The 23,846-nt window shown below is 42.6% G+C and carries 15 protein-coding genes; all 15 read left to right on the top strand.

Annotated features, from left to right (window positions below):
- Positions 1-482 precede the first annotated feature (482 nt).
- Positions 483-1,223 (top strand): SIMPL domain-containing protein, encoded by a 741-nt coding sequence (locus tag Q4561_RS02360; protein ID WP_303457339.1) that lies wholly within the window; start codon positions 483-485, stop codon positions 1,221-1,223.
- 12 nt (positions 1,224-1,235) lie between these two features.
- Positions 1,236-1,697 (top strand): GAF domain-containing protein, encoded by a 462-nt coding sequence (locus Q4561_RS02355; RefSeq protein WP_303457337.1) that lies wholly within the window; start codon positions 1,236-1,238, stop codon positions 1,695-1,697.
- Entirely contained in the window at positions 1,694-1,984 is a 291-nt protein-coding gene (locus Q4561_RS02350; protein ID WP_159530267.1) for a hypothetical protein, read from the top strand. Before Q4561_RS02355 ends, Q4561_RS02350 begins: the two co-directional genes overlap by 4 nt.
- 17 nt (positions 1,985-2,001) lie before the next feature.
- On the top strand, positions 2,002-2,673 hold the full coding sequence (gene proQ, locus Q4561_RS02345; RefSeq protein WP_303457657.1) for an RNA chaperone ProQ: 672 nt from the start codon (positions 2,002-2,004) through the stop codon (positions 2,671-2,673).
- Positions 2,674-2,675: 2 nt separating this feature from the next.
- Positions 2,676-4,715: a carboxy terminal-processing peptidase gene (gene prc / locus Q4561_RS02340; protein ID WP_303457335.1), complete on the top strand. Its 2,040-nt coding sequence runs from the start codon at positions 2,676-2,678 to the stop codon at positions 4,713-4,715.
- A gap of 86 nt (positions 4,716-4,801) precedes the next feature.
- Complete coding sequence (locus tag Q4561_RS02335) at positions 4,802-6,136, top strand: sodium-dependent transporter (protein ID WP_303457333.1); 1,335 nt, start codon at positions 4,802-4,804, stop codon at positions 6,134-6,136.
- Between the two features lie 23 nt (positions 6,137-6,159).
- Positions 6,160-7,641, top strand: a complete 1,482-nt coding sequence (nhaC, locus tag Q4561_RS02330; protein ID WP_303457331.1) for a Na+/H+ antiporter NhaC — start codon at positions 6,160-6,162, stop codon at positions 7,639-7,641.
- A gap of 33 nt (positions 7,642-7,674) precedes the next feature.
- Positions 7,675-10,335: an aminopeptidase N gene (gene pepN, locus Q4561_RS02325; protein ID WP_303457329.1), complete on the top strand. Its 2,661-nt coding sequence runs from the start codon at positions 7,675-7,677 to the stop codon at positions 10,333-10,335.
- Entirely contained in the window at positions 10,313-10,555 is a 243-nt protein-coding gene (locus tag Q4561_RS02320) for a DUF2835 family protein (protein WP_303457326.1), read from the top strand. Before pepN ends, Q4561_RS02320 begins: the two co-directional genes overlap by 23 nt.
- A 256-nt stretch (positions 10,556-10,811) precedes the next feature.
- Positions 10,812-12,875 carry a DUF1302 domain-containing protein gene (locus Q4561_RS02315; protein ID WP_303457323.1) on the top strand — a complete coding sequence of 688 codons (2,064 nt, stop codon included), beginning with the start codon at positions 10,812-10,814 and terminating at the stop codon, positions 12,873-12,875.
- A 12-nt stretch (positions 12,876-12,887) separates the two neighbouring features.
- Positions 12,888-14,255: a DUF1329 domain-containing protein gene (locus Q4561_RS02310; RefSeq protein ID WP_303457321.1), complete on the top strand. Its 1,368-nt coding sequence runs from the start codon at positions 12,888-12,890 to the stop codon at positions 14,253-14,255.
- A gap of 78 nt (positions 14,256-14,333) precedes the next feature.
- Positions 14,334-15,380, top strand: a complete 1,047-nt coding sequence (locus Q4561_RS02305) for a YCF48-related protein (RefSeq protein WP_303457319.1) — start codon at positions 14,334-14,336, stop codon at positions 15,378-15,380.
- A gap of 15 nt (positions 15,381-15,395) precedes the next feature.
- Positions 15,396-17,714: an RND family transporter gene (locus Q4561_RS02300; protein ID WP_303457318.1), complete on the top strand. Its 2,319-nt coding sequence runs from the start codon at positions 15,396-15,398 to the stop codon at positions 17,712-17,714.
- Positions 17,715-17,886: 172 nt separating this feature from the next.
- Complete coding sequence (locus Q4561_RS02295; RefSeq protein ID WP_303457316.1) at positions 17,887-22,725, top strand: NAD-glutamate dehydrogenase; 4,839 nt, start codon at positions 17,887-17,889, stop codon at positions 22,723-22,725.
- A gap of 77 nt (positions 22,726-22,802) precedes the next feature.
- Positions 22,803-23,810: a quinone-dependent dihydroorotate dehydrogenase gene (gene pyrD, locus Q4561_RS02290; RefSeq protein ID WP_303457314.1), complete on the top strand. Its 1,008-nt coding sequence runs from the start codon at positions 22,803-22,805 to the stop codon at positions 23,808-23,810.
- The last annotated feature ends 36 nt before the right edge of the window (positions 23,811-23,846 follow it).

Here is a 23,846-nt window from a genome sequence, read left to right as displayed (position 1 = left end):
TAGGTTTATTAGATACTTTTTAAGTTAAAAAGTGGGCTTATGTGCCCACTTTTGCGTTTTCATTTCGTGTTTCTATTTTATATTTATTAGGCTCATCCTTTAATTTTTGTCAGCGGACTTTCGTAAAATACTTAACAACTACACGCCATCCGTTTTATCAAATGTCAGTCAATTTCGCTGTGTACTTTTACTAAATGCTTAAGCATTTAAGCTGGGCGCTTTCATCAAATACTAGGCATTTACGTATCGCACTAGTGACTAAAATCTAAGAATTTTAGCAATAACAAAGTATCACCAGTACATTTTTTCACCTTTAAAGCTGATTTATATGGCTGATACAATAAAAATTTTACGCTTTTTATCTTCAACGCTCGTACTGTTGAATTCAGCTGTTTAACGAAGGATTTAGTTGCGGTTCATAATACGTTCACTTACCGTTACTTATGATTTGCCTGAATAATTTAATAAACACGGAGTTGTAAATGAATTCAATCAAACAGCTACTTGCGCCTGTTATGTGCGTGCTGTCTCGTAAACAGTTATTATCAGTCGTATTAGCATCAAGTATGGCAGCTGTATTAATAAGTTCGCCAGCGTACGCAGAGCATCAGCAACCGCTTATTCATGTTCAAGGTTCAGGTGCGGTATCGGTTGTACCAAATGCTTACTCAGTTACCTTAATCATTGAGGAACAAGGTAAAACAGTAGGAAAGCTTAATACTACACTTGCTTCAGATTTGCGTTCTGTGGTGAATTTTTTATTAGAACAAGGAATTGAACGTAACAATATTCAATCGATGCAAGTACGTTTAAACCCGCGCTATATCAATAGCCCCAATGGAAGAGTACAGGACGGATTTACCTTAAGTAGAGAAATTTCGGTAACGGATTCGAATATCGAGAACTATGATAAGGTACTTGATGGAGTGCTTGGGCGAGGTGTTGATCGTATTCAACAGTTTTCGTTTGTAAGTACGTCTGAAGGCAATGCTTATCAAACCGCTTTATTGGCTGCGGTAAAAGATGCAAAGGCGCGAGCGGCACTTTTAGCGAAGGAATTAGGCGTTGAAGTGGGTGAAGTAGTTGCAATCTCTGAATCTGGTGGCAATATGCCCGTTCCAGTTATGCGTGCAGATGCGTTTGCCAAAGAGATGTCAGTTTCTCTACCTGGGCAAGAAACCGTTGAAGCACGTATAAATGTTAGTTTCAGTATTATTCAATAGCAGGGTTACCGTTTGAAAGAAGAGCAATATGCCCAGTTAATAAGCCAGGCGAAAAGCCTGGTTGCTGGTGAGCACGATGTTATTGCCAATATGGCGAATATCAGTGCACTACTTTTTAACCATCTCGATAAGGTAAATTGGGCTGGTTTTTATTTTTATAAAGAAGCGCAGTTAGTATTAGGTCCTTTTCAAGGGCAACCTGCCTGCATCCGAATTCCTATGGGGAAAGGTGTGTGTGGCACTGCCGCTGAAACCCGCACAGTACAACGCATTGCTGACGTACATTCCTTTTCAGGTCATATAGCGTGCGATGCCGCTTCAAACTCCGAAATCGTCATCCCTTTAGTAGTAAATGACGAACTAATTGGTGTTTTAGATATCGATAGCCCAGAATTTTCTCGTTTCGACGAGCAAGATGAGCTTGGGTTGTGTAAAATAGCCGATATACTTATTGAATCTCAGCAATCGTTATGAAATACAACGTTGATATCCATGTAGTACTATCTACTTATGAAGATATGGAAGACAATCACGATGACCCTGATGAAGCGTCAGAACGATTAAATTTTATTCTTCACGCAATTTACGATAGAGCCGATGAAGATATTGAAACCCATCGGCTTGAACAATTATTGCAACACGGTTGGGAGTCTTGGCAACAAGATAAACATTTATTAGAAATTGATGATGACGAATTACTCGATTGGGTTGACCACGCGCTGGCAACTTGGGATGATGAGAGTAATGAAGAAATCTCTTGAATAATTTAGAAAGTTTAATGGAATCACCAGAAAAGTTTACTAGCAGTAAGGAAGTTATCGCTTTCCTTTCCGAGACCTTCCCTAAATGCTTTAGTATTGAAGGCGAAGCCCTACCACTTAAGATCGGTATCTTTCAGGATTTAGCACAGCGTTTAGAAAGCGAAGATCGCGTGAGTAAAACACTACTCCGCTCTACACTTCGTCACTACACAAACAGCTGGCGCTACCTTTACAGCATCAAAGAAGGCACAAAACGTGTCGACTTAGATGGTGTTGAAGGAGAAACCATTGAAAAAGAACATGCCGATCATGCACAGAAGCAGCTAGAAGAAAGCAAAGCGAAAGCCGCCGAAAAGCGCAAAGCTAAGCAAGCACAGCAGCCTCAAAAGAAAGAAAAACGACAGTTTGCACGTCCAAAATCTTCAGGTTCAGCACCAGCAGCCAACAACAAAGATGGCCAGCAGGGAACTAAACCGAAAATTCAGAGACCAACAAAGACACCACCGGCTAAATTGACAGATGCCGATATGCAACAAGGTACTAACGTAACAGTTAAATTAGGTAAAACACCTATGCCAGCAGTTATTACCGAAATTGCCAAAGACGGTATCCATGTTCAGTTAGACTCAGGTATGGTGGTAAAAGTAAATGCAGATGCTTTACGTTTGGCACGCTCCAAGAGGTCGTAAATATGAAAGATATCCTTCGAATTTCCATTGCTAGTGCGTTTCTTACCGTTGGGGTAGGCGCTGGTGCAGTCACCACAACCCCCGATGTTGAAGAACTCCCCGTACTTCAACAAGAAACACAGCATAGTGTTGCAGCAAAACGCGTTAGTGCGTTATTTACCCGCGCTCACTATAAAGAAATTTCGTTGGATGATGTGTTATCAGCGCGAATCTATCAGCGTTTCATTGATTCTTTAGACCATAACAAGCAAGTTCTATTGCTTTCTGATGTGGTGAGTTTCGAAAAATATCGAAACGCTTTCGATGATGCTTTGAGCAAAGGCAATCTTTCTGTTGCGTACGATATGTATAACGTGAGTGCGCAGCGCCGTATTGAGCGTTATGAATTTGCGCTAGCCATGCTAGAGAAAGGGCCGTTTGATTTCGAAAAGGCTGATGACAAGTTTTATTACGATCGTGAAGAGGCTGAATGGCCTGCAAGCGAAGAAGAATTAGATGAGATTTGGCGTCAACGGGTTAAGTATGATGCATTGAATCTTATTCTTGCCGATAAAACGTGGGAAGAAGCAAAAGAGCTTCTTGAGAAACGCTATACCCGTTCTATCAAGCGTACTAAGCAAACGAAAAGCGAAGATGTATTTCAAATTGCAATGAATTCGTTTGCTCGCACTATTGAAGCCCACACCAGTTACTTGTCACCTAGAAATGCCGATCGCTTCCAAATGGAAATGAATTTGGAATTTGAAGGTATTGGCGCGGTACTTCAAAGCGAAGAAGATTACACTGTAATTAAAAGTGTTGTCCCAGGCGGTCCTGCCGATGAATCTGGGGCGTTAAAGCCTGAAGATAAAATTGTTGGTGTAGCGCAAGAAGATGAAGAGTTTGTTGATGTAGTCGGCTGGCGTTTAGATGAAGTTGTAGAGCTTATCAAAGGGCCAAAAGGCAGTGCGGTTCGCTTACAAGTTCAAAAAGGCGCGACAGACGCCAAAACAATGTCTGTTGTTAGTCTTACTCGCGACAAAATTAAACTAGAAGACAGAGCGGCACAATCTGAGGTGTACACCCCAGAAACTGGTCCTCATGCTGGTCAACCTTTAGGCGTTATTACAATTCCTAGTTTCTACAACAACTTGCATGTTGATGTAGAAAAAGAAATCAACAGCCTTAAAGCGCAAAACGTGAAAGGTGTTATTGTTGATTTGCGCGGTAATGGTGGCGGTTCATTAACTGAAGCTACTTTGCTTTCAGGTCTATTTATTGAAAAAGGCCCAGTAGTACAAATTCGCTACGGTCAAACTAAGGTTAGCGTTAATCGTGATACCGATGGGAAAGTATCTTACGATGGCCCATTAACTGTATTAGTCGACCGATACAGTGCATCAGCTTCTGAGATTTTTGCCGCAGCAATGCAAGACTATAATCGCGCGCTAATTATTGGTGAACAAACCTTCGGTAAAGGCACTGTTCAGCAACATCGCGGTTTAGGAAAAATTTACGACTTGTACGATAACCCATTGGGTAGCGTGCAATTCACCATTGCTAAGTTCTACCGTATTAATGGTGGTAGTACTCAGCACAAGGGTGTAGTACCTGATATTCTTTATCCGTCAGCTATTGAACCTGCTGATTGGGGCGAGAGCCAACAGGATAACGCATTACCTTGGGATAGTATCAACCGTGCTAATTACACTACGTTTGCAGATGGTCAGGCAGCGCTTGATGTACTTACCGCCAAGCATAATAAACGTATCATGCAAGACCCTGAGTTTTCTTACATTCAAGACGACATTGAAGAGTATAAAGAAAACAAAGATAAAAACTTTATCTCGTTAGTTAAATCTGAACGTGAGTCAGATAAAAAAGAAGCTGAAGATAAAGCGCTTAAAAGAGCCAACGAACGTTTACAGCGTATGGGCAAAGAATTAGTTAAAACACTTGATGACCTACCCGAAGATATGGAAGAGTTAGATCCTTTCTTAGATGAAGCTGCCAATATCACATTCGATATGATTGAAACAGGTAGGTATGCAATAACACATTAAAGGTTGATGACAGAGGGCTGGTCAGTGGCCAGCCCTTTTTTTGTGTCTGATAAACCTAACAACAATAATAAATAAAGGGAAATCACATGGCTATCAGAGGCGAGTTTTCTTCTCGAATCGGGTTCGTGCTCGCAGCAGCGGGCTCAGCAGTTGGTCTCGGTAATATTTGGGGGTTCCCCACCAAAGTAGCAACGAATGGCGGTGCTGCTTTTGTTCTGGTTTATTTACTACTGGCATTTGTTCTTGCTTACCCCGTGCTTATGGCAGAACTTATTATTGGACGCAGTTCACGTTCCAATATGGTGGATGCGTTAGGTAAAATATCCGGTAACTTTTTAGGTCGGGCGACGGGTATTTGGGGTTGTGTCACGGTATCACTCATCTTGGCATTCTATGCCATAGTCGGTGGTTGGATGCTGGTTTATTTTGCTGATTCGGCCGTTAATATGGTGGGTATGCAATCGGCAAGTGATTGGCTCTTAACGTCATCGGTTACGCGTAACATTATTTTTTGTTTTATATTCATGGCGTTAACGGCATTTATAGTTGTTGGTGGTGTGAAATCTGGTATTGAGAAGTGGTCAGTTAGGCTGATGCCCACACTGGTACTTCTCATCTTAGCCCTTATCGTTTATGTAAGTTTGCAGCCTGGTGCATCTGATGGCTGGAGTGCTTATCTCGTCCCTGACTTTTCTCGTATTCTCGATCCTGATTTATTAATTGATGCCATGGGCCAAGCTTTTTTCTCTATGTCATTAGGTGTGGGAACTATGTTGGTTTACGGCTCATATTTAAGCAAAAATGAAAACCTGCCCACCATTGGCGCTTCTGTTGCTTTAGTCGACATCGGTGTTGCCGTTATTGCTGGTATGCTAATTATTCCTGCCATGTACGTTGCGCTGCATAATGGTGTTGAAATCTTTACGCCTGAAGGTGCTTTGATTCAAGGCGATTCGCTTATATTTAAAGTATTACCTGCTTTATTTGATACGATTGGTTCAGTAGGTGTGTTTGTTGCCTTTACTTTCTTCGCCCTTATGGCAATTGCTGCGGTAACGTCGTCAATTTCTATGCTAGAAGTACCTGTTGCGTACATGGTAGAAAGTAAAGGTTTGGTACGCAAAAAAGCGGTAGTGTTAATGGCAACCATTATCTTTGTGCTTAGCTGTATTATCATTTTCAATTTTAATGCATTGTTCGGCTTCGTGATTGCACTTACCACTGAATATAGTCAGCCATTACTTGGCTTAGTATTGTGTATATTTGCAGGTTGGGTATGGCGCAGGGATGCCATTTTAGCCGAGCTTAAAGAAGGTGACGCTAATGCTGAACAGGGGCTATTTTGGAAAATATGGCCTTGGTACGTACGTTTCGTCTGCCCAGTTATTATCGCACTTATGTTTTACCGCTCTGTTTTTTGATTTAAGGCTTAAGAATAATAAAAATGACAACGACTAAAGAATTAAAAGAACCTTCATTATTTGACGCCCTCATTCCCATTGTTGCTCTCGTGCTAATGATGGGAAGTGCCGTTTATTTGTTTGCAGATAACTCATCTTATGGTCCAAACCAAATTGCCTTATTACTAGCGATGGGTCTTGCCGCCATCATTGGCATGAAAAACGGGTACAGTTGGAAAACCATTGAAAAAGGCATTGTTAACGGTATTTCAATGTCGTTAGGTGCGTGTTTAATTCTATTGGCCGTAGGTTCGCTTATTGGTACGTGGATGTTAGCCGGTACGGTACCTACGCTTATCTATTTTGGTCTAGAGTTGTTAAACCCATCATTCTTTTATGCTGCCGCGTGCTTAATTTGCGCTGTGGTTGCCATGAGTATTGGTAGTTCTTGGACTACAGCGGCCACCGTAGGTGTGGCTCTGATGGGCGTGGCTGCTGGTATGGATATGTCAGCTGCTATTACTGCAGGTGCTGTGGTTTCTGGGGCCTATTTTGGTGATAAAATTTCTCCGCTGTCTGAAACCACAAACTTAGCGCCTGCGGTAGTGGGTACCGATTTATTTGAACATATTCGCTACATGCTTTGGACTACCGTACCTAGTTTTATTCTTGCTCTGATTTTGTTTGTTGTACTGGGTTTTAGCGAATCTGGTGAAGCGAAAGCGGATCAAATTGAACAAATGCAAATTTTGCTAAATGAATCTTTCGATTTAGGCTGGTATTTATTGGTACCACTGGTTGTATTGCTAACCCTTGCTGTTAAGAAAGTACCTGCATTTCCAGCTGTATCTATCGGCGCACTATTGGGCGCAGTGTGGGCTGTTCTATTTCAAGATGATGTGGTAGCTAGCATGGCAAGCCCAGACGACAGCGCCACCATTGGTGCGTTGAAAGTGGTATGGACAGCTTTGTTTGACGGCGTAAGTTTCTCAACCCCTGATGAAAACTTGAATAGCTTGCTTTCTCGTGGTGGTATGTCGTCAATGCTCAATACGATATGGTTAATTATTTGCGCCATGTCATTTGGTGCGGTACTTGAAAGAGTAGGGCTATTGAAGCGTGCAGTTTCTGCTATTTTATTAGGCGCAAAGTCGGCCGGTGATATGGTAAGCAGAACTATTCTTACGTGTTTTGCGACCAACTTAGTGACTGCCGATCAATACATTTCTATCGTGATGCCTGGTCGTATGTACAAAGAAGAGTATGAAAAGCGTGGATTACACCAATTAAATCTATCTAGAAGTCTTGAAGATGGCGGTACATTAACGTCGCCACTTATTCCTTGGAACACGTGTGGTGCCTACATGCACAGTGTGCTGTTAGTAAACCCATTCGACTATGTTTTCTATGCGTTCTTTAACGTAATAAACCCAATTCTTGCTATTATCTACGCCTACTTAGGAATTAAAATTCTTCGCCTAACACCTCCAGATTATGCAAAACAACCTGGCGAAGCAAACCAATAATAGTTGCGTAGACTTTCTGTTTTAGGAGACTCTATGTCAGTTACAGCTAAACGCAGGGCGGATTATCTTCCGCCCGCTTTTTCTATTCCGTTAGTCGACCTGACTATTTCCTTACACCCCACAAAAACCGTGGTAAAGAGTAATCTTAGCGTTAAACGCACGCTTACTAAAGATTCGGTTAAAGACACAGGAAAAAACGACGGACACAAACGCCAGCCCCTCATCTTAGACGGGAATAAGCTGACATTAGTTTCTGTTCATATCGACGGTACACCTTTTACCGATTACACCTTAGACGATGAAACGTTAACGCTAAACGTAGATGCTGATGATTTTGAATTAGAAATCGAGAATCACATCGACCCTGAAAATAACAAAGCCTTAGAAGGCTTGTACCTTTCAGGCGGCGCGTATTGTACGCAGTGCGAAGCAGAAGGCTTCAGGCGCATTACCTATTTTCCAGACAGGCCTGACGTATTATCAGTCTATACAGTAAAAGTCATAGGGGATAAATCGTTCCCTATGCTGTTATCAAATGGTAACCCGGTAGAACGTGGCGAAAACCCTGATGGTACACACTTCGTTACCTGGCACGATCCGCACCCTAAACCCTGCTATTTGTTCGCATTAGTGGCAGGCGACTTCGATTTATTAACTGACACCTATACCACCATAAGTGGTAAAGAGGTGGCATTAGAGCTGTATGTTGATAAAGGTAAGAAATCACAAGGCAGTTTTGCATTAGCCTCTTTAAAGCGTGCCATGAAATGGGATGAAGACGTATTCGGGTTGGAATACGACCTCGACATATATATGATTGTGGCCGTTGATTTCTTCAACATGGGCGCCATGGAAAACAAAGGCCTGAATGTATTCAACAGCAAATTTGTACTGGCCGACCAAGACTCAGCAACCGATGATGATTTCTTTAATGTAGAAGCTGTTATCGCTCACGAATACTTCCATAACTGGACCGGCAACCGAGTGACCTGTAGAGACTGGTTCCAGCTCAGTCTTAAAGAAGGGCTAACGGTATTTCGAGACCAGCAATTCAGTGCTGACATGACTTCGCCGTTAAGTAATCGTATCAAGCATGTACGTGTGATGCGAGAGCATCAATTTGCCGAAGACGCTAGCGCAATGAGCCATCCCATTCGCCCTGAAGAAGTTATTGAGATGAATAACTTTTATACGGTGACGGTATACGATAAAGGCGCAGAAGTTATTCGCATGTTCCATACCCTTTTAGGGCCTGAAGGCTTTAGAAAAGGAATGGACGAATACTTCCGTCGTCATGATGGCCAAGCGGTTACCTGCGATGACTTTGTTTCTGCCATGCAATCAGCGACTGATTTAGATCTTACGCAGTTTTCTCGCTGGTATAGTCAATCTGGCACACCGCAAGTCTCTCTTGCACATAATGTTAAAAAGAACGTAGAAAAAGACAAGACCGGCTATGTTCATACTTTCAAGTTGACGCAGCATACGCCCAGTACAGCAGATCAAAGTGAAAAGCTTCCTTTGTATATTCCTGTGGGCTTCGAGGTCATCGATGAGCAGGGTAATAAATACCAAGACGACAATGGTGCAATTAAAAACGATCTCTTGATAGTAGATGCAGCGGAATCAACTATTACTATTACCTGTGATGCGAAAAAGTTAACGCCTGTACTTTTAGGCAATTTTTCTGCGCCAGTAAAAGTACACAATGAGCTCGACACCGCTTCATTACTTACTATCTTTACTTATTCGCAAGATGCGTTTAATCGTTGGGATGCCATGCAAACTTTGTATAACCGCTGTATAAGCGAATTATACGAAAACCCTACTGCCACGATAGACAGTGATATTTGGAATGGTATCCGCTTAGCAATAGACAGTGAAATTGGTAACAACGAGCTTTTAAGTGAATGCTTGGTGGTACCTTCGTTTGAAACCTTGTGTCAGTCGCGAAGCGACATTAGCGTGCAGCCGCTTATTGATGCACGTAAAGCGTTTTGTCGTCAATTTTCCACCCAGTTGGAAGCAGTACTACTCAAAGCCTTTAACAGTATTCAAACGCAAACCTATACCTATCAACAAGACGCGGTAAACGCTAGGCGTTGTAAAAATGTGCTGTTAGCGCATTTAGCCCGTTTACCGCAGCATCAAGACTTAGTGATATCCCAGTTTGATAACACCGATAACATGACAGATACACTCGGTGCGTTGAAAGCTGCGCAATCCTTACCGACGGACGCGTTTGAAAGTTTGATGGCTAAGTTTGAGGAAAAATGGCGTCACGATCCGTTAGTGCTCGATAAATGGTTCGCTTTACATGCGACCCAACCCCGTGAAGATATACTTGCTACGATCACTATGCTTAGCGAACATCCTCAATTTAGTATGGGTAACCCTAATCGGGTGCGTTCACTTATTGGAAGCTTTGCCTTTTACAACAGCGAGCGCTTTCATGACCTGAACGGGGAAGGGTATAAGTTCGTTACCGATTACCTTATTAAATTAGATGCCATAAACCCTCAGGTTGCTGCACGAATTGTCACTCCTTTGATTCAATGGCAAGGATTTGCAGAGTCACATCAGGACCTGATGAAAGCGCAACTAGGCCGATTATTAAATCATAAAGGTTTGAGTAAAGATGTGTTTGAAAAAGTGAGCAAAAGCTTGGCTTATGACAACCATTCTAGCCACTGATACCGTTTATTATTTTTCAGTTAATGTGCCTTACATTCAATGTGAGGCACTGTACTCTGGTACCATGCCCAATGTCGTTATGGTGGCGGAAAATGGCACCAGCGTACAAGTCCCTTCTAGCAGAATAAAACAATTCATTACCTCTCAAGGTGTTATTGGCCGTTTTCGCATGGTCGTCGATACCAACCGTAAAATTAAAGCTTTCGAACGATTACGTTAAAATTAACAAAGTTAGACCGTTGGTTGATTTTTAGACTAAACTTTAGAAACCTCGGCATTTGTCTACACCTTTCGGATAAGTCTCTTTTATAGTCCCCACAAAGCAATAACTATTTGATACGACTAATGTTGTAAATTTTGTTAACTGGTACGATTACTTCTTGCGAAAGTGGCAAAATGATGTAATCATTTTGTTAATCGTTATGGTTGATCACGATGTCACGCCGCCTTGTGCGTCGACTAGGGAGTATAAAAATATGATAAATAGGCCTCACGCTTTTAAGATGTCACCTGTTGCTGTAGGTGTGCTAACCCTTTTGGGTGCTGCCGCACTTCCTGCTAACGCCGCTAATTGGCAAGTAGGTGATGTTAGCATTTCTCTTGATTCTACAATCACTGCTGCGACTAGTATTCGTACCGAGTCTAGAGATTACAGTCTTATCGGAAATAGTAATCACGCACAGTTTGATTGGTCAGGCTACCATGCTGCATTTAATCCACTTTATCCTAGTAGCGACGTATGGGCGCTAGCTGACGGCGGTTACTCAACCAATGGTGACCTAGGAAATTTGTCTCACGATCCAGGTGATGCTTTTGCAACGCAAATTTCAGGTAACCATGAACTAGATATTAACTTCGGCGATTTTGGTTTCTTCGCGCGTGGTTTTTGGTTCTATGATTTTGAGCAAATGGACGGTGATCGTCCTAATACTAACGCCATTACTGGTGCTCAGTATGACCTTTGCCAAGACCCAGAAGCAAAAGATTTATTGTGTACTGATGTAAGACTTTACGATGCATTTTTCTACGGCGATTGGTGGGTTGGCGATAAGCCACTAACGCTTCGCGTAGGGCGTCAAGTTATCAGCTGGGGAGAAAGCACTTTCATTCAGCATGGTATCAATACAACAAACCCAGTTGACGTTACCCGTGCTCGTGCACCAGGTGCAGAACTTAAAGAAGTATTCATTCCAGTAGGAATGGTTTACGCGTCTTTAGGTTTGTCCGATACGTTAAGCGTTTCTGGTTATTATCAATATGAATGGGAACGCAGCTGGTTGCCAGTTTCTGGAAGCTACTTTGCAGGTAACGACTTTGCAGGTGAGGGCGGTCAACGTCAAAACGTCCAGCTAGGTTTCAGTGGTAACCCTGATATCGATTTAGACCACCTTTTATCTGCGCTTAACGGCTACGGCGATATGTTGCGTGCTGGCGGGAATGCCTCTGATATTGCTTCAGCGTACTTAGCATACCCAACTAAAGTGGCTATTCGCGGATATTCTGACAAAGCGCATAAAGACGCCGACGACCAAGGTCAATACGGTTTACGTGTGACTTGGTTTGCAGAAGCGTTGAATGAGTCTGAAATCAGTTTCTATCACATTAACTATCATAGCCAACGTCCATTAATTTCAGGTATTACATCAGACTTTACTGACGAAGGTATTGCTTCTGACTTAGCATTCTTGGCTACGAATGAAGTTAATCGCGATAACATCACTGAATTAGGTGCGTTTACCCAATCTGAGTTTTATTACCCAGAAGACATTAAGCTTTATGGTTTAAGTTTTAACACTAACGTTGGTACAACTGCGTTAGCCGGTGAATTTGCTTACCGTGTAGATGAACCGCTACAAATTGATGATGTTGAACTACTCTATATGGGTATGCCGCAACAACTCGCGAATGCGGGGATTCGTCCAGATTTCGACGGAATTTCTCAATTAGGAAATATTGGACGTGATGTTGGGCCTGGTGAAACTGCTGAGGGTTTCTTATTCTCAGATACATGGCAGATGCAGTTAACAGCATCACACGTTTATGGCCCTAAATTTGGCGCTGATAACTTCGTACTTTTAGGTGAACTTGGTTATGTCAATATTGTTGATATGCCAGATCCAGAAGTTATTCGCTTAAACGCGCCGGGTACAGCACGTACACCATCATTAGAGCCTACGGCCGATGGTAACTACCGTGAAGGTCTACATCAAGCGCTTTCAGATGGGCCTGAAACAAATCCATTTGCCACTGATGATGCGTGGGGTTACAGACTACTCGCCGTTGCTGATTGGAACGATATTATGGCGGGGGTTAACCTTCGAGCTCGTGCAACGTTCTCTCACGATGTAGAGGGTACAACACCTGATCCTCTCTATGTTTTCACCGAAGATGTTAAATCTGCGGCACTCGCTTTAACGTTTGACTATTTGAGTAAGTGGTCAGCGACAGCGTCTTATAGTGCATTCTGGGGCGGTGTTGGTACTACCAATGCGTTGTCAGACAGAGACTTCGTTTCTTTTAACATCAAGTATTCAATCTAAAGAGTGATGTATATGATTAAGAAAGTAGGAATTATTGCAGCTGCATTATCAATTGCCTTAACGGGTGCTAATGCCAACGCTAAGGTTTCTGATGAAGAAGCCAAAAAATTAGGCGGTGAACTTACCCCAATGGGTGCCATTCAAGCGGCGAATGCTGATGGAAGTATTCCAGCATGGACAGGCGGTATTACCTCTGCACCTGAAGGCTATACGGTAGGGGATCACCATCCAAATCCTTTTCCAGAAGATAAGGTGTTGTTTGAAATAACGGCGTCTAACTACAAAGAATACGCAGACTTTCTTTCTGAGGGTCAAAAGAAGCTGTTTGAAGCGTACCCAGATACTTACCGCATGCCGGTATATCAAACACGCCGCTCGGCTTCTAACCCGCAAGCAATTTATGATGCGACTAAGGTAAATGCAACTAGCGCAGAATTACTAGATGATGGTAACGGTATAAAAGGTGCTGTTTTAGGTATTCCTTTCCCAATGCCAAAAACCGGTATGGAAGCGATTTGGAACCACATTTTACGTTATCGCGGTGCTGCCGTAGAACGTTTTGGCGGACAAGCTGCGGTTACAACCTCTGGTGACTACAACGTTATCGGTTTTGATGAACAATTAATGATTAAGTATGCTGAAGAAGGTGCTACACCTGAGAAGCTAACTGAAGACAATATTTTGTTCATGTTTAAGCAAAAAGTAACTAAGCCTGCGCGTTTGGCTGGTACTGCATTACTAGTGCACGAAACAGTAGATCAAGTTAAAGAGCCACGTAAAGCCTGGACTTATAACACAGGTCAGCGCCGTGTACGTTTAGCACCTAACATTGCTTATGACACGCCAGGAACAGCGGCAGATGGCCTGCGTACTACTGATGACTTCGATATGTTTAACGGTTCTCCTAACCGTTACAACTGGAAACTTGTCGGTAAAAAAGAGATGTTTGTAGCCTATAATAACTATGCGCTACATTCAGATAATGTAAGTTACGACGAAATTCTTAAGCCAAATCACGTTAACCCTGATTTAACTCGCTGGGAAAAACACCGTGTTTGGGTTGTTGAAGCGACATTGAAAGAAGGCTTCCGTCACATTTATCAAAAACGCGTATTCTTCATTGATGAAGATAGCTGGCAAATACAAGTAGCTGATATGTATGATAATCGTGGTGAGCTTTACCGAGTTGGTGTAGCGTATGGTGTGAACTACTATGAAGTACCTACACAGTGGTCAACCCTTGATGCTTACTACGATTTGAACTCTCGACGTTATTTGGCCATTGGTCTTGATAATGAAGAACAAATGTATGACTTCTCAGTGCGTCCAAGAGACGTAGAGTTTACGCCTCAGGCGTTACGACGAGAAGGTAAGCGCTAAGCGTTTTGTGTTAAGACGGTTGGCAATGCCAACCGTTTTTGTTTTCAGACAATTAAATTTTAGGGAGAATGGTTAACAATGAAAAAAACCATTGCAGCGTGCATTACTGCAGCACTCGCAGCAAATTACTCCATTACTGCTTCAGCAGAAGATGCTTATATTGCACCCTTAGTTGAGCAGTCAGTTTTGCTCGATATTGACGCTGATAAATTTGTCGTTATTGTCGGAGAGCGCGGTCACATTCTTATTTCTGAAGATGGGAATGCATTCAGCCAAGTTGAAGTGCCTACTCAGGCAACCCTTACCGCCGCAACCGTTATGGGCGAGCATATATGGGCTGTTGGCCATGATGCAACCATCATCCATTCTGCTGATAAAGGCCAGAGCTGGGACATTCAGAACGTTCAACCAGACTTACAACGTCCATTCCTTGATGTGCTTTTCTTTGATCAAAACCATGGTATCGCAGCTGGCGCATACGGTTTATTTTACCGCACTACAGATGCTGGTAAAACGTGGTCGAAAGAACACCACGCCAGTCTTTTAGACCCGTACGATCAAGAATACTTGGAAAGTGTTAGAGCTGAAGATGAGGCTTTTTATCAACAAGAACTAGAATCTATTCTACCTCATTTAAATCGAATCACTCGTGATGGTGAGAAGCTTTACCTTGCAGGAGAAGCCGGATTACTCGCCAGTAGCAGTGATATGGGTAAAAGTTGGGAACGGTTTGAAGTTGATTACACAGGCTCATTTTTCGATATAAAGGCCCTTGATGACTCGACCTTACTTGCTGTGGGCTTGCGCGGAAATATTTTTGTTCAGCGCGACCAAGGTGAATGGGAATATGTAAAAACCTGTTCTACCAGTACGTTGAATTCAATTGTGCTGTCTGATGAGAGCAGTGTGGTTGCACTAGGAAATAACGGAATGTTGGTGTCTGCCACACGTCCACTTCCAGTCAGTGATCACGACCCATACGCCAATCCTGCTAACTGCGAACCTGCAAAAGGTATAACTGTGACTCAGGTTGAAGATAAAGCTGCGCTATTAAATGCAGTTAACTTTAATGGCCAAACCATAGCGGTTACTGCTAATGGTATAAAAACGCTAAATACAAAGTAGGGTGGCTTCGCTTTTATGACCCATTTCATTGAACGTCTTGTTTTCTCTAACCGTAAATTGGTGGTGGCGCTTTTTGCTATCGCAACGGTTTTTCTAGGCTTTCAAGCTTCGCAGATGCGGCTTGATGCTGGTTTTGAAAAAAATATTCCACTCAATCATGAGTACATGAAAACCTATATTGAACATCGCCAAGACTTTGGTGGCGCCAATAATATTTTGGTTTCTGTGTGCGATAAAAACGACGATATATTCAATCAGAACTTTTTCGATACGTTAAAGAACGTACACGACCAACTGTTTTTCATAAATGGTGTAAACCGTTCTTTAGTCATTTCATTATTCTCTCCTTCAACCCGCTTTACTGAAATTGTTGAAGGGGGCTTTGCTGGCGGACCGGTTATTCCTGCAGATTTTAACTCAGCGAACCCTGCTGCGTTAGACTTAGTGGCTGCTAACATAGAAAAGGCCAATATTGTGGGCCGTCAGGTGGCAAGCGATTACAGCTGCGCCATGGTGACAGCACAGTTGCTTGATATCGACCCGCAAACCGGAGAACCATTAAACACCTTAGCACTTGCGGCAGAGCTTGAAGAGCAACTTCGCGGTGAATATGAAAATGAAGATATTTCTATTCATATTATTGGTTTTGCCAAAATGATTGGTGATGTTGCTGATGGCGCGAAAGATGTATTGTTGTTTTTCGCCATTGCTATCGCGATAACCGCCATTATGGTGTTCTTCTTCTCACGCAGTATCATGCTCACTATTTTGCCGTTGCTGTGTTCAGTTATTGCGGTTATTTGGCAGCTTGGATTACTAACATCCCTTGGCTTTGGTATGGATCCTATGTCCATCCTAGTGCCGTTCTTAGTCTTTGCTATTGGTGTAAGCCATGGTGTGCAAATGATTAATGCGGTTGAAAAGCGCGCGGTTACAGGCATAGGTGCTAAGCGGGCGTCTATGGCAGCGTTTAGAAGCTTATTGGTACCTGGCGGGATAGCCTTGCTATCAGATACTGTTGGCTTCATGACTTTATTGGTTATCGATATTGGTATTATTCGCGAATTGGCCATTACAGCAAGTATGGGTGTTGCGGTTATTATATTAACCAACCTTATGCTGTTGCCTGTGCTGATGAGCTTCTTGAAGCTAGATAAAAAATACGTTGATAAGTTTGCAGGTAAAGAAAATAAGAACTCACGTTTCTGGGCGATTATTGCGGCATGTTCGCATAAGAAACCCGCGGCAGTCATTCTTATTGTTACCGCTATATTATTCGGTTTTGGGCACTATCAAGCGCAAAACATGAAGATAGGTGACTTGCATGCAGGCGCGCCAGCATTACACGAATCGTCTCGTTACAACCAAGATACCTTCTTAATCACAGACAAGTATGAAGTTACTGTTGATTATATCTCTATTTTGGTTGAGACCACGCCAGAAGCGTGTACGTCTCATGGCGTGATGAAAGCGATGGACGACTTCCAGTGGAAAATGGAAAACGTTCCAGGTGTGCAATCTGCCGTATCGTTAGCATCAGTGGCTAAGATAGTGAACGCGGGCTATAACGAAGGTAATGTTAAGTGGCAGGTTCTGCCGCGCAATCAGCAAACCCTAGTACAAGCTATTTCTCGCGTGCCCACGTCATCAGGTTTATTGAACGGTGATTGTTCTGTTATGCCGATTATTCTGTTTATGGAAGATCACAAAGCAGAAACGATTTCACGTGTGGTAGACGCAGTGAAAGATTTCCGTACTGAATACGAAACTGATGATATGTCGTTTAGTTTAGCGTCTGGCCCTGTAGGGGTTATGGCAGCTACCAACGAAGCTGTTGAGGCTGCGCAAGATCCAATGATGGTATACGTCTTTGGTGCTGTTATCGCCTTATGCTTAATTAGCTTCCGTTCTATACGTGCAACGCTAGTCGTGGTTATCCCGCTTTACGTAGTATCAGTACTAGCGCAAGCGCTAATGACTTACCTACAAATTGGCTTAACGGTATCAACCTTACCGGTTATTGCGTTAGGTGTAGGTATCGGGGTTGATTATGGTATTTATATCTTATCGACGAAGAGCCTTATGCTTAAACAAGGTGCGACGGTACAAGAAGCTTACTTGGCTGCACTTAAAGAGCGAGGCAGCGCAGTATTGTTTACTGGTATTACCTTGGCAATCGGTGTGAGTACGTGGGTGTTCTCTACACTTAAATTCCAGATGGATATGGGGATATTGTTGACCTTTATGTTCGTGGTGAATATGTTAGGGGCTATAATAGTACTACCAGCACTGGCTAGATTCTTGTGGTGGAATAGGAACGACCCCGGTGCATAATATTTTTGCATAGCTAATCGTAAAAAAGGGCCGTAAGGCCCTTTTTTATAGGCGTTTTTTGCATAGTTATCTATGCTGTTAATATAAGGTTAAATAGGGGCTTTTAATAACCTTCATTTTTAGCGAGAATAGCCGCGCAACTCAGCACTTACGACATTTATAAGGTTAACTAATGACAGTCACCTCACAGCGACACTCCGTACTGCTAGATAATGTATTTGCACTCATCGAAAAAAAGGTAGATGCCCAGCAGAAGTCACTCGTGCAGCAATTCGGACGCTTGTTGTATAAAAATATCTCTAGTGACGACTTAGAAAATCGTAACGATAGCGATTTATATGGTGCCACGCTTAGTTTGTGGAACGGGCTGGCTAAATTTGATAATTCAGCGCCCTATATTCGTGTATTTAATCCAGAAATAGCCAAACATGGCTGGCATTCAAGCCACACCATAGTAGAAATTATTGTTAGAGACATGCCATTCCTTGTTGATTCGGTGCGTATGTCGTTAAACCGTTTGAATATAACCGCTCACTTATTTTTGCACAGCCCGATTGGCATTAAGCGCAATGATAAAAACCAAGTGGCAGAGTTTGCTGAACCTGGCAAGACGGTTGAAAATGCGCGTAAAGAAACGGTTATCTTCATTGAAGTTGATCATCAAAGCGCTAAGAAAGACATTGATGAATTAACCAAAGAGTTGCACTCAGTGGTTGATGAAGTCTCACTCGCTGTGCGCGACTGGCAAGAAATGACCACCAAGTTAGAATCCGTGGTTAAAGACAGTACAAAATTCAATTGGCCAGTATCGGCAGATGAAAAGAAACAAACCAAAGCTTATTTACACTGGTTAAGCGACCATAACTTTACCATGATGGGCTATCGTTATTATGAAGTGAAGGCTATAGAAGGTGACCATCGCTGGATACCTTCTAACGATACTAGTTTAGGTTTATTAAAAAACTCTATTAATGATAGAGAGCGCTTATTATCAAAATTACCTGCTAGCGCTAGAGCCGAAGCGCTGAGTCAAAACCCGTTAATTTTGACTAAGACTAACTCTCGTTCACGTGTACATCGTCCCGCGTTTATGGATTATGTTGGTGTAAAAGCTTTCAATAAAGAAGGTCAGGTTGTTGGAGAGCATCGCTTCCTCGGTCTTTATTCTGCGTCTTTCTATAACCAAAGTGTGACGCAGCTTCCTATGCTGAGAGAAAAAATTCAGCGTATATGTGATTTATCCGGCTATGAGCCAGGAACGCATGCGTTCAAAGCCTTTGTGAATATTGTTGAAACTTATCCACGTGATGAACTATTGCAAACACCCGCGGAAGAGTTAGCTCACATTGTAATGGGTATTTTCCAAATGCAGGAGCGGGGAATTTCACGCTTATTTATTCGTAAAGATGTGTTCGGCCGTTTCTTCTCTTGTATGGTGTTTGTGCCACGTGAACGCTATAACACACAGTTAAGAATTGAAACTCAGGCGTTATTAAAAGCGTCGTTAGGTGCAAAAGAAGAAGTTGAATTTACCACTTTCTTCTCTGAATCTGTTTATGCAAGAACCCATTACATTGCCAGAGTGAACGACAACAATGCGGAATTTGATGTGAAGGAAATTGAAAATAATATCATTGAGCTAACCAAGACCTGGAGTGACAGGCTTGCTTCATCAATTTCTGCCGCTCACGGAGAAGCCCAAGGTAAAGCCCTTGAGCGAAAATATGGCAATGCGTTTTCACGTAGCTATATGGAACAGAACTTACCTGGTGATGCCCTTGTTGATATTGGTAAAATTGAGCAGTTAGACGATTCTCACACCTTAGACATGTTATTTTATCGTCCTCAAGAAGAGCAATCAGACAGTCAGGTAGTGAAGCTTAAGTTGTTCCACCGGGCCGAACCTATTCATCTTTCTGATGTATTGCCCATGCTGGAAAACTTCGGTTTGCGTGTTATCGATGAAAGCCCGTATAAAATTACGTGTCCTGATGGCTTGCGTAATTGGGTGATGGACTTCACCATGTTGCACAAAAGTGGCCAACACTTTGACATGGAGCGCGCTCAAACACTGTTTCAAGATGCATTCGCAAAAGTGTGGAATAACGACTTAGAAGATGATGCATTCAACCGCTTAATCTTAGGGGCTAATTTAACCGGCCGTAAAGTCACCATTTTACGTGCATATGCTAAATATATGCGTCAAACAGGCAGTTCGTTCAGTCGTGATTATATTGCCAATACTTTGGCGAATTACCCTGATATTGCCCGCTTGCTTGTGGAGTTTTTCGACCAGCGCATCAATCCGAAAAAGAAACGTAGTGCGAAGAAAGAAGAATCCTTACTTGAGAATATTAAGACTCAGTTAGACAGCGTTAGTAACTTAGATGACGACAGAATTATTCGTCGTTATTTAGATATGATGTCAGCCACCCTTCGAACCAACTTTTATCAGCCCGATGAAGCAGGCAATGAAAAATCTTATGTGTCTTTCAAGATGCTGCCTGAAATGATCCCTGATATGCCGTTACCTCTGCCTAAATTCGAAATATTTGTGTATAGCCCACGTTTAGAGGGTGTGCATTTACGTGGCGGAAAGGTTGCCCGTGGCGGACTTCGTTGGTCAGATCGCCAAGAAGATTTCCGAACTGAAATTTTAGGTTTAGTAAAAGCCCAGCAAGTAAAAAATACGGTGATTGTGCCTGTTGGCGCCAAAGGTGGGTTTGTGTGTAAAAAACTCCCCGTTGGCGAAGGCAGAGAAGCGATTCAGGCTGAAGGCCAAGCGTGCTATCGCACCTTTATTACGAGTTTGCTTGATATCACAGACAACATTGTAAACGGTGAAGTAGTGCCGCCTAAAGATGTGGTGCGATTAGATGAAGATGACCCGTATTTGGTTGTAGCGGCCGATAAAGGTACCGCTACCTTCTCTGATATCGCTAACGGTATTGCTGATGAATTTGGCTTTTGGTTAGGCGATGCTTTTGCGTCAGGCGGCAGTGTAGGATACGACCATAAGAAAATGGGTATCACTGCCCGTGGTGGATGGGAGTCTGTTAAACGTCATTTCCGCGAAATTGGTATCGATTGTCAAACCACAGATTTCACCGCAGTAGGTGTGGGTGATATGGCGGGAGATGTTTTTGGTAACGGTATGCTATTGTCTGAACATACCAAACTTATTTCAGCGTTTAACCATTTACATATTTTCTTTGACCCAGATCCAGACCCAGCATCAAGCTATAAAGAACGTGCTAGGTTGTTCGAAAACCCACGTTTAAGTTGGGAAGATTACGACACTAAATTGATTTCTAAAGGCGGTGGTATTTTCAGCCGTTCATCGAAGTCGATTAAGCTTACCCCTGAAATGAAAAAGTGGTTAGGCACTCGTCAGATGTCGATGACACCAAACGAACTTATCCATAACATTTTAAAAATGCCAGTGGACTTGTTATGGAATGGCGGTATCGGTACTTACGTTAAGAGCTCGAAAGAGTCTCACGCAGAAGTAGGCGACAGAGCCAACGACGACTTACGATTAAACGGTAAAGACGTACAAGCTAAGATTGTAGGCGAGGGCGGTAACCTAGGGTTAACCCAACTAGGCCGTATCGAATATGCTGCTTCCGGCGGTCGCGTAAACACCGACTTCATCGATAACGTGGGTGGTGTTGATTGTTCTGATAACGAAGTGAATATCAAAATCTTGCTTAACAGCGTGGTTAACGACGGTGAGCTTACGGTTAAACAGCGTAATAATTTATTGCACGATATGACTGACGATGTATCGCGTATTGTTATTAAAGATTGTTATCGCCAAACCCAGTCTATTTCAATTACAGAAATGTCAGGTGTTAGCTTACTGAAAGAGCAGCTTCGCTTTATTCACGGCTTAGAGCGTGAAGGTCAGCTTAATAGAGAACTTGAGTTCATTCCAAGTGATGATGAAATCTCTGATAGAGTGGCGTCAGATCGTGGTCTTACACGGCCTGAACTTAGCGTACTGATTGCTTATGGCAAGATGGTATTAAAAGACGCGTTAAATATTCCTGAAATTACCGATAACCCTTATCACGGTAAGTTGTTACTTGAAGCTTTTCCTGAAGTATTGCGGGAAAAATTCAGTAGCCACATGCAGCAGCATCCGCTAAGAAGCGAAATTATTGCCACTAAGTTAACCAACAACATGGTTAATGATATGGGTCTTAATTTTATGTTCCGTATTCAGGAAGAAACTGGCGCAGGGGTAGACGATATTGCGAATGCCTACGCTATCGTGCACGGAATTTTTGATATGGATACCTTATGGAGTCGTATTGAAGATTTAGATAATGTGATTTCAGCGCAATTACAGCTTAAATTGTTGGATGAAGCACGCCGTATTATGCGCCGTGCTGCACGCTGGTATATTAGACATGGTAATAAAGCCCTGTCTATTGAAGAGGCTATTGCGTGTTATCGCGAGACATTCAATACCTTGTCTAAAAATCTGCAAGATTACCTAGTTGAAGATGAATATTCGCAGTTAGAAGAGAAAACAAGAAAATATGTATCTCAAGACGTACCACAAGATATTGCGTATCAAGTGGCTAGCTTCTCGAACATGTTCTCTAGTTTCGATTTATCTCACGTTGTTGCAGCTGACAAACACCCTGTTGATGTAGTGGCAAGGTTGTATTTCCAACTTGGTTCTAAACTTGAGTTGCATTGGTTCTTAGATCAAATTAACAATCAAGCAGTCAGCAACCATTGGCAAGCATTGGCACGTGCATCTTATCGAGAAGAACTTGATTGGCAGCAGCGTTCTATTGCTGCAAATCTACTTCAGATTAATCCAGACGCTAGCGATGCAGACAAGATTTTGGAAGACTGGATGCAGAGCAATCAGGTGTTATTGAAGCGCTGGTATCACATGATGTCAGAGTTTAAGACCAGCTCAACACACGAATTTGCGAAATTTTCTGTCGCATTACGTGAATTGATGCTTTTAAGCGTGAAGTCTAGCCATTAGAATACACGCTATCAAAATTGACGAAGCCCTGTAAAACAGGGCTTTTTTATACCAAATACAAGCGAAAACAAACACCTATGCAATCATTAGTGCAAAAACTGTTGCTTCAATGCGAACCTGAGAAAAGTCACGATTTTACCATCAACTGGTTAAATAAGACCCAACACACGCCATTGAAGTGGGCTTATAGCACCACAACCATCAAAAAGCCGGTAACAGTGGCAGGCATTACTTTTGATAATCCTGTGGGTTTAGCTGCGGGGTTAGATAAAAATGGCGATTGTATTGATGCGTTTGCTGATATGGGTTTTGGTTTTGTAGAAATTGGTACGGTTACCCCGCGTCCACAAGTGGGAAACCCTAAGCCTCGGTTGTTTCGCATTCCTGAAAAGCAAGCCATTATCAATCGCATGGGCTTTAACAATAAAGGGGTTGATCACTTGGTTTCACAAGTGAAAAAAGCGCACTTTAAAGGCCCTATTGGTATCAATATTGGCAAAAACAAAGATACGGATGATGCTAAAGCACTTGATGATTACCTTATTTGTTTGAACAAGGTTTATCCTTACGCCAGTTATGTGACTATTAACATATCTTCACCTAACACCCCTGGGCTTAGAAACCTTCAGTATGGCGAAGCGTTAGATGCATTGTTAGTAGGTCTTAAAGCTGCGCAAGAAACCCTTACGCAAACTCACGGCAAGTACGTACCGCTGTTTATCAAAATAGCGCCAGATTTATCAGATGGCGAAATACAAAGTATTGCCCAGTCGCTATTGGCCAGTAAAATGGATGGTGTTATAGCTACCAATACCACACTGTCGCGAGACGCTGTTCAAGGGTTAAAGCATGCAGATGAAATGGGGGGGCTGAGTGGTTCGGTACTTACTGACATGAGTTTGAACGTTACCAAGAAGCTATCCAGTGCCCTTGATAGAGCTATTCCTATCATAGGTGTGGGCGGTATCGATTCTCATGAAACGGCAAAAGCACGTTTAGATGCAGGAGCATCACTAGTTCAGGTATACTCTGCATTCATTTATCAGGGGCCCGACCTCGTTAAACGCATTGTAAAAGCGCTATAATCAGCGAAAGCGACACATTACAGTTTTATACACTCA

The sequence above is a fragment of the Alteromonas sp. 1_MG-2023 genome, from assembly GCF_030547075.1.
Classification (GTDB): domain Bacteria; phylum Pseudomonadota; class Gammaproteobacteria; order Enterobacterales; family Alteromonadaceae; genus Alteromonas.
Note: the sequence above shows the minus strand (reverse complement) of the source record. Positions and strands in the feature narration are given on the sequence as shown.

What these genes read in the sequence shown, in the direction of transcription:
- proQ (WP_303457657.1), top strand. Translation starts at nt 2,002, where the DNA reads ATGGAATCACCAGAAAAGTTTACTAGCAGTAAGGAAGTTATCGCTTTC.
- Q4561_RS02310 (WP_303457321.1), top strand. Translation starts at nt 12,888, where the DNA reads ATGATTAAGAAAGTAGGAATTATTGCAGCTGCATTATCAATTGCCTTA.
- Q4561_RS02295 (WP_303457316.1), top strand. Translation starts at nt 17,887, where the DNA reads ATGACAGTCACCTCACAGCGACACTCCGTACTGCTAGATAATGTATTT.
- Q4561_RS02315 (WP_303457323.1), top strand. Translation starts at nt 10,812, where the DNA reads ATGATAAATAGGCCTCACGCTTTTAAGATGTCACCTGTTGCTGTAGGT.
- Q4561_RS02305 (WP_303457319.1), top strand. Translation starts at nt 14,334, where the DNA reads ATGAAAAAAACCATTGCAGCGTGCATTACTGCAGCACTCGCAGCAAAT.
- Q4561_RS02335 (WP_303457333.1), top strand. Translation starts at nt 4,802, where the DNA reads ATGGCTATCAGAGGCGAGTTTTCTTCTCGAATCGGGTTCGTGCTCGCA.
- Q4561_RS02350 (WP_159530267.1), top strand. Translation starts at nt 1,694, where the DNA reads ATGAAATACAACGTTGATATCCATGTAGTACTATCTACTTATGAAGAT.
- pepN (WP_303457329.1), top strand. Translation starts at nt 7,675, where the DNA reads ATGTCAGTTACAGCTAAACGCAGGGCGGATTATCTTCCGCCCGCTTTT.
- Q4561_RS02300 (WP_303457318.1), top strand. Translation starts at nt 15,396, where the DNA reads ATGACCCATTTCATTGAACGTCTTGTTTTCTCTAACCGTAAATTGGTG.
- Q4561_RS02360 (WP_303457339.1), top strand. Translation starts at nt 483, where the DNA reads ATGAATTCAATCAAACAGCTACTTGCGCCTGTTATGTGCGTGCTGTCT.
- pyrD (WP_303457314.1), top strand. Translation starts at nt 22,803, where the DNA reads ATGCAATCATTAGTGCAAAAACTGTTGCTTCAATGCGAACCTGAGAAA.
- nhaC (WP_303457331.1), top strand. Translation starts at nt 6,160, where the DNA reads ATGACAACGACTAAAGAATTAAAAGAACCTTCATTATTTGACGCCCTC.
- Q4561_RS02320 (WP_303457326.1), top strand. Translation starts at nt 10,313, where the DNA reads ATGACAACCATTCTAGCCACTGATACCGTTTATTATTTTTCAGTTAAT.
- prc (WP_303457335.1), top strand. Translation starts at nt 2,676, where the DNA reads ATGAAAGATATCCTTCGAATTTCCATTGCTAGTGCGTTTCTTACCGTT.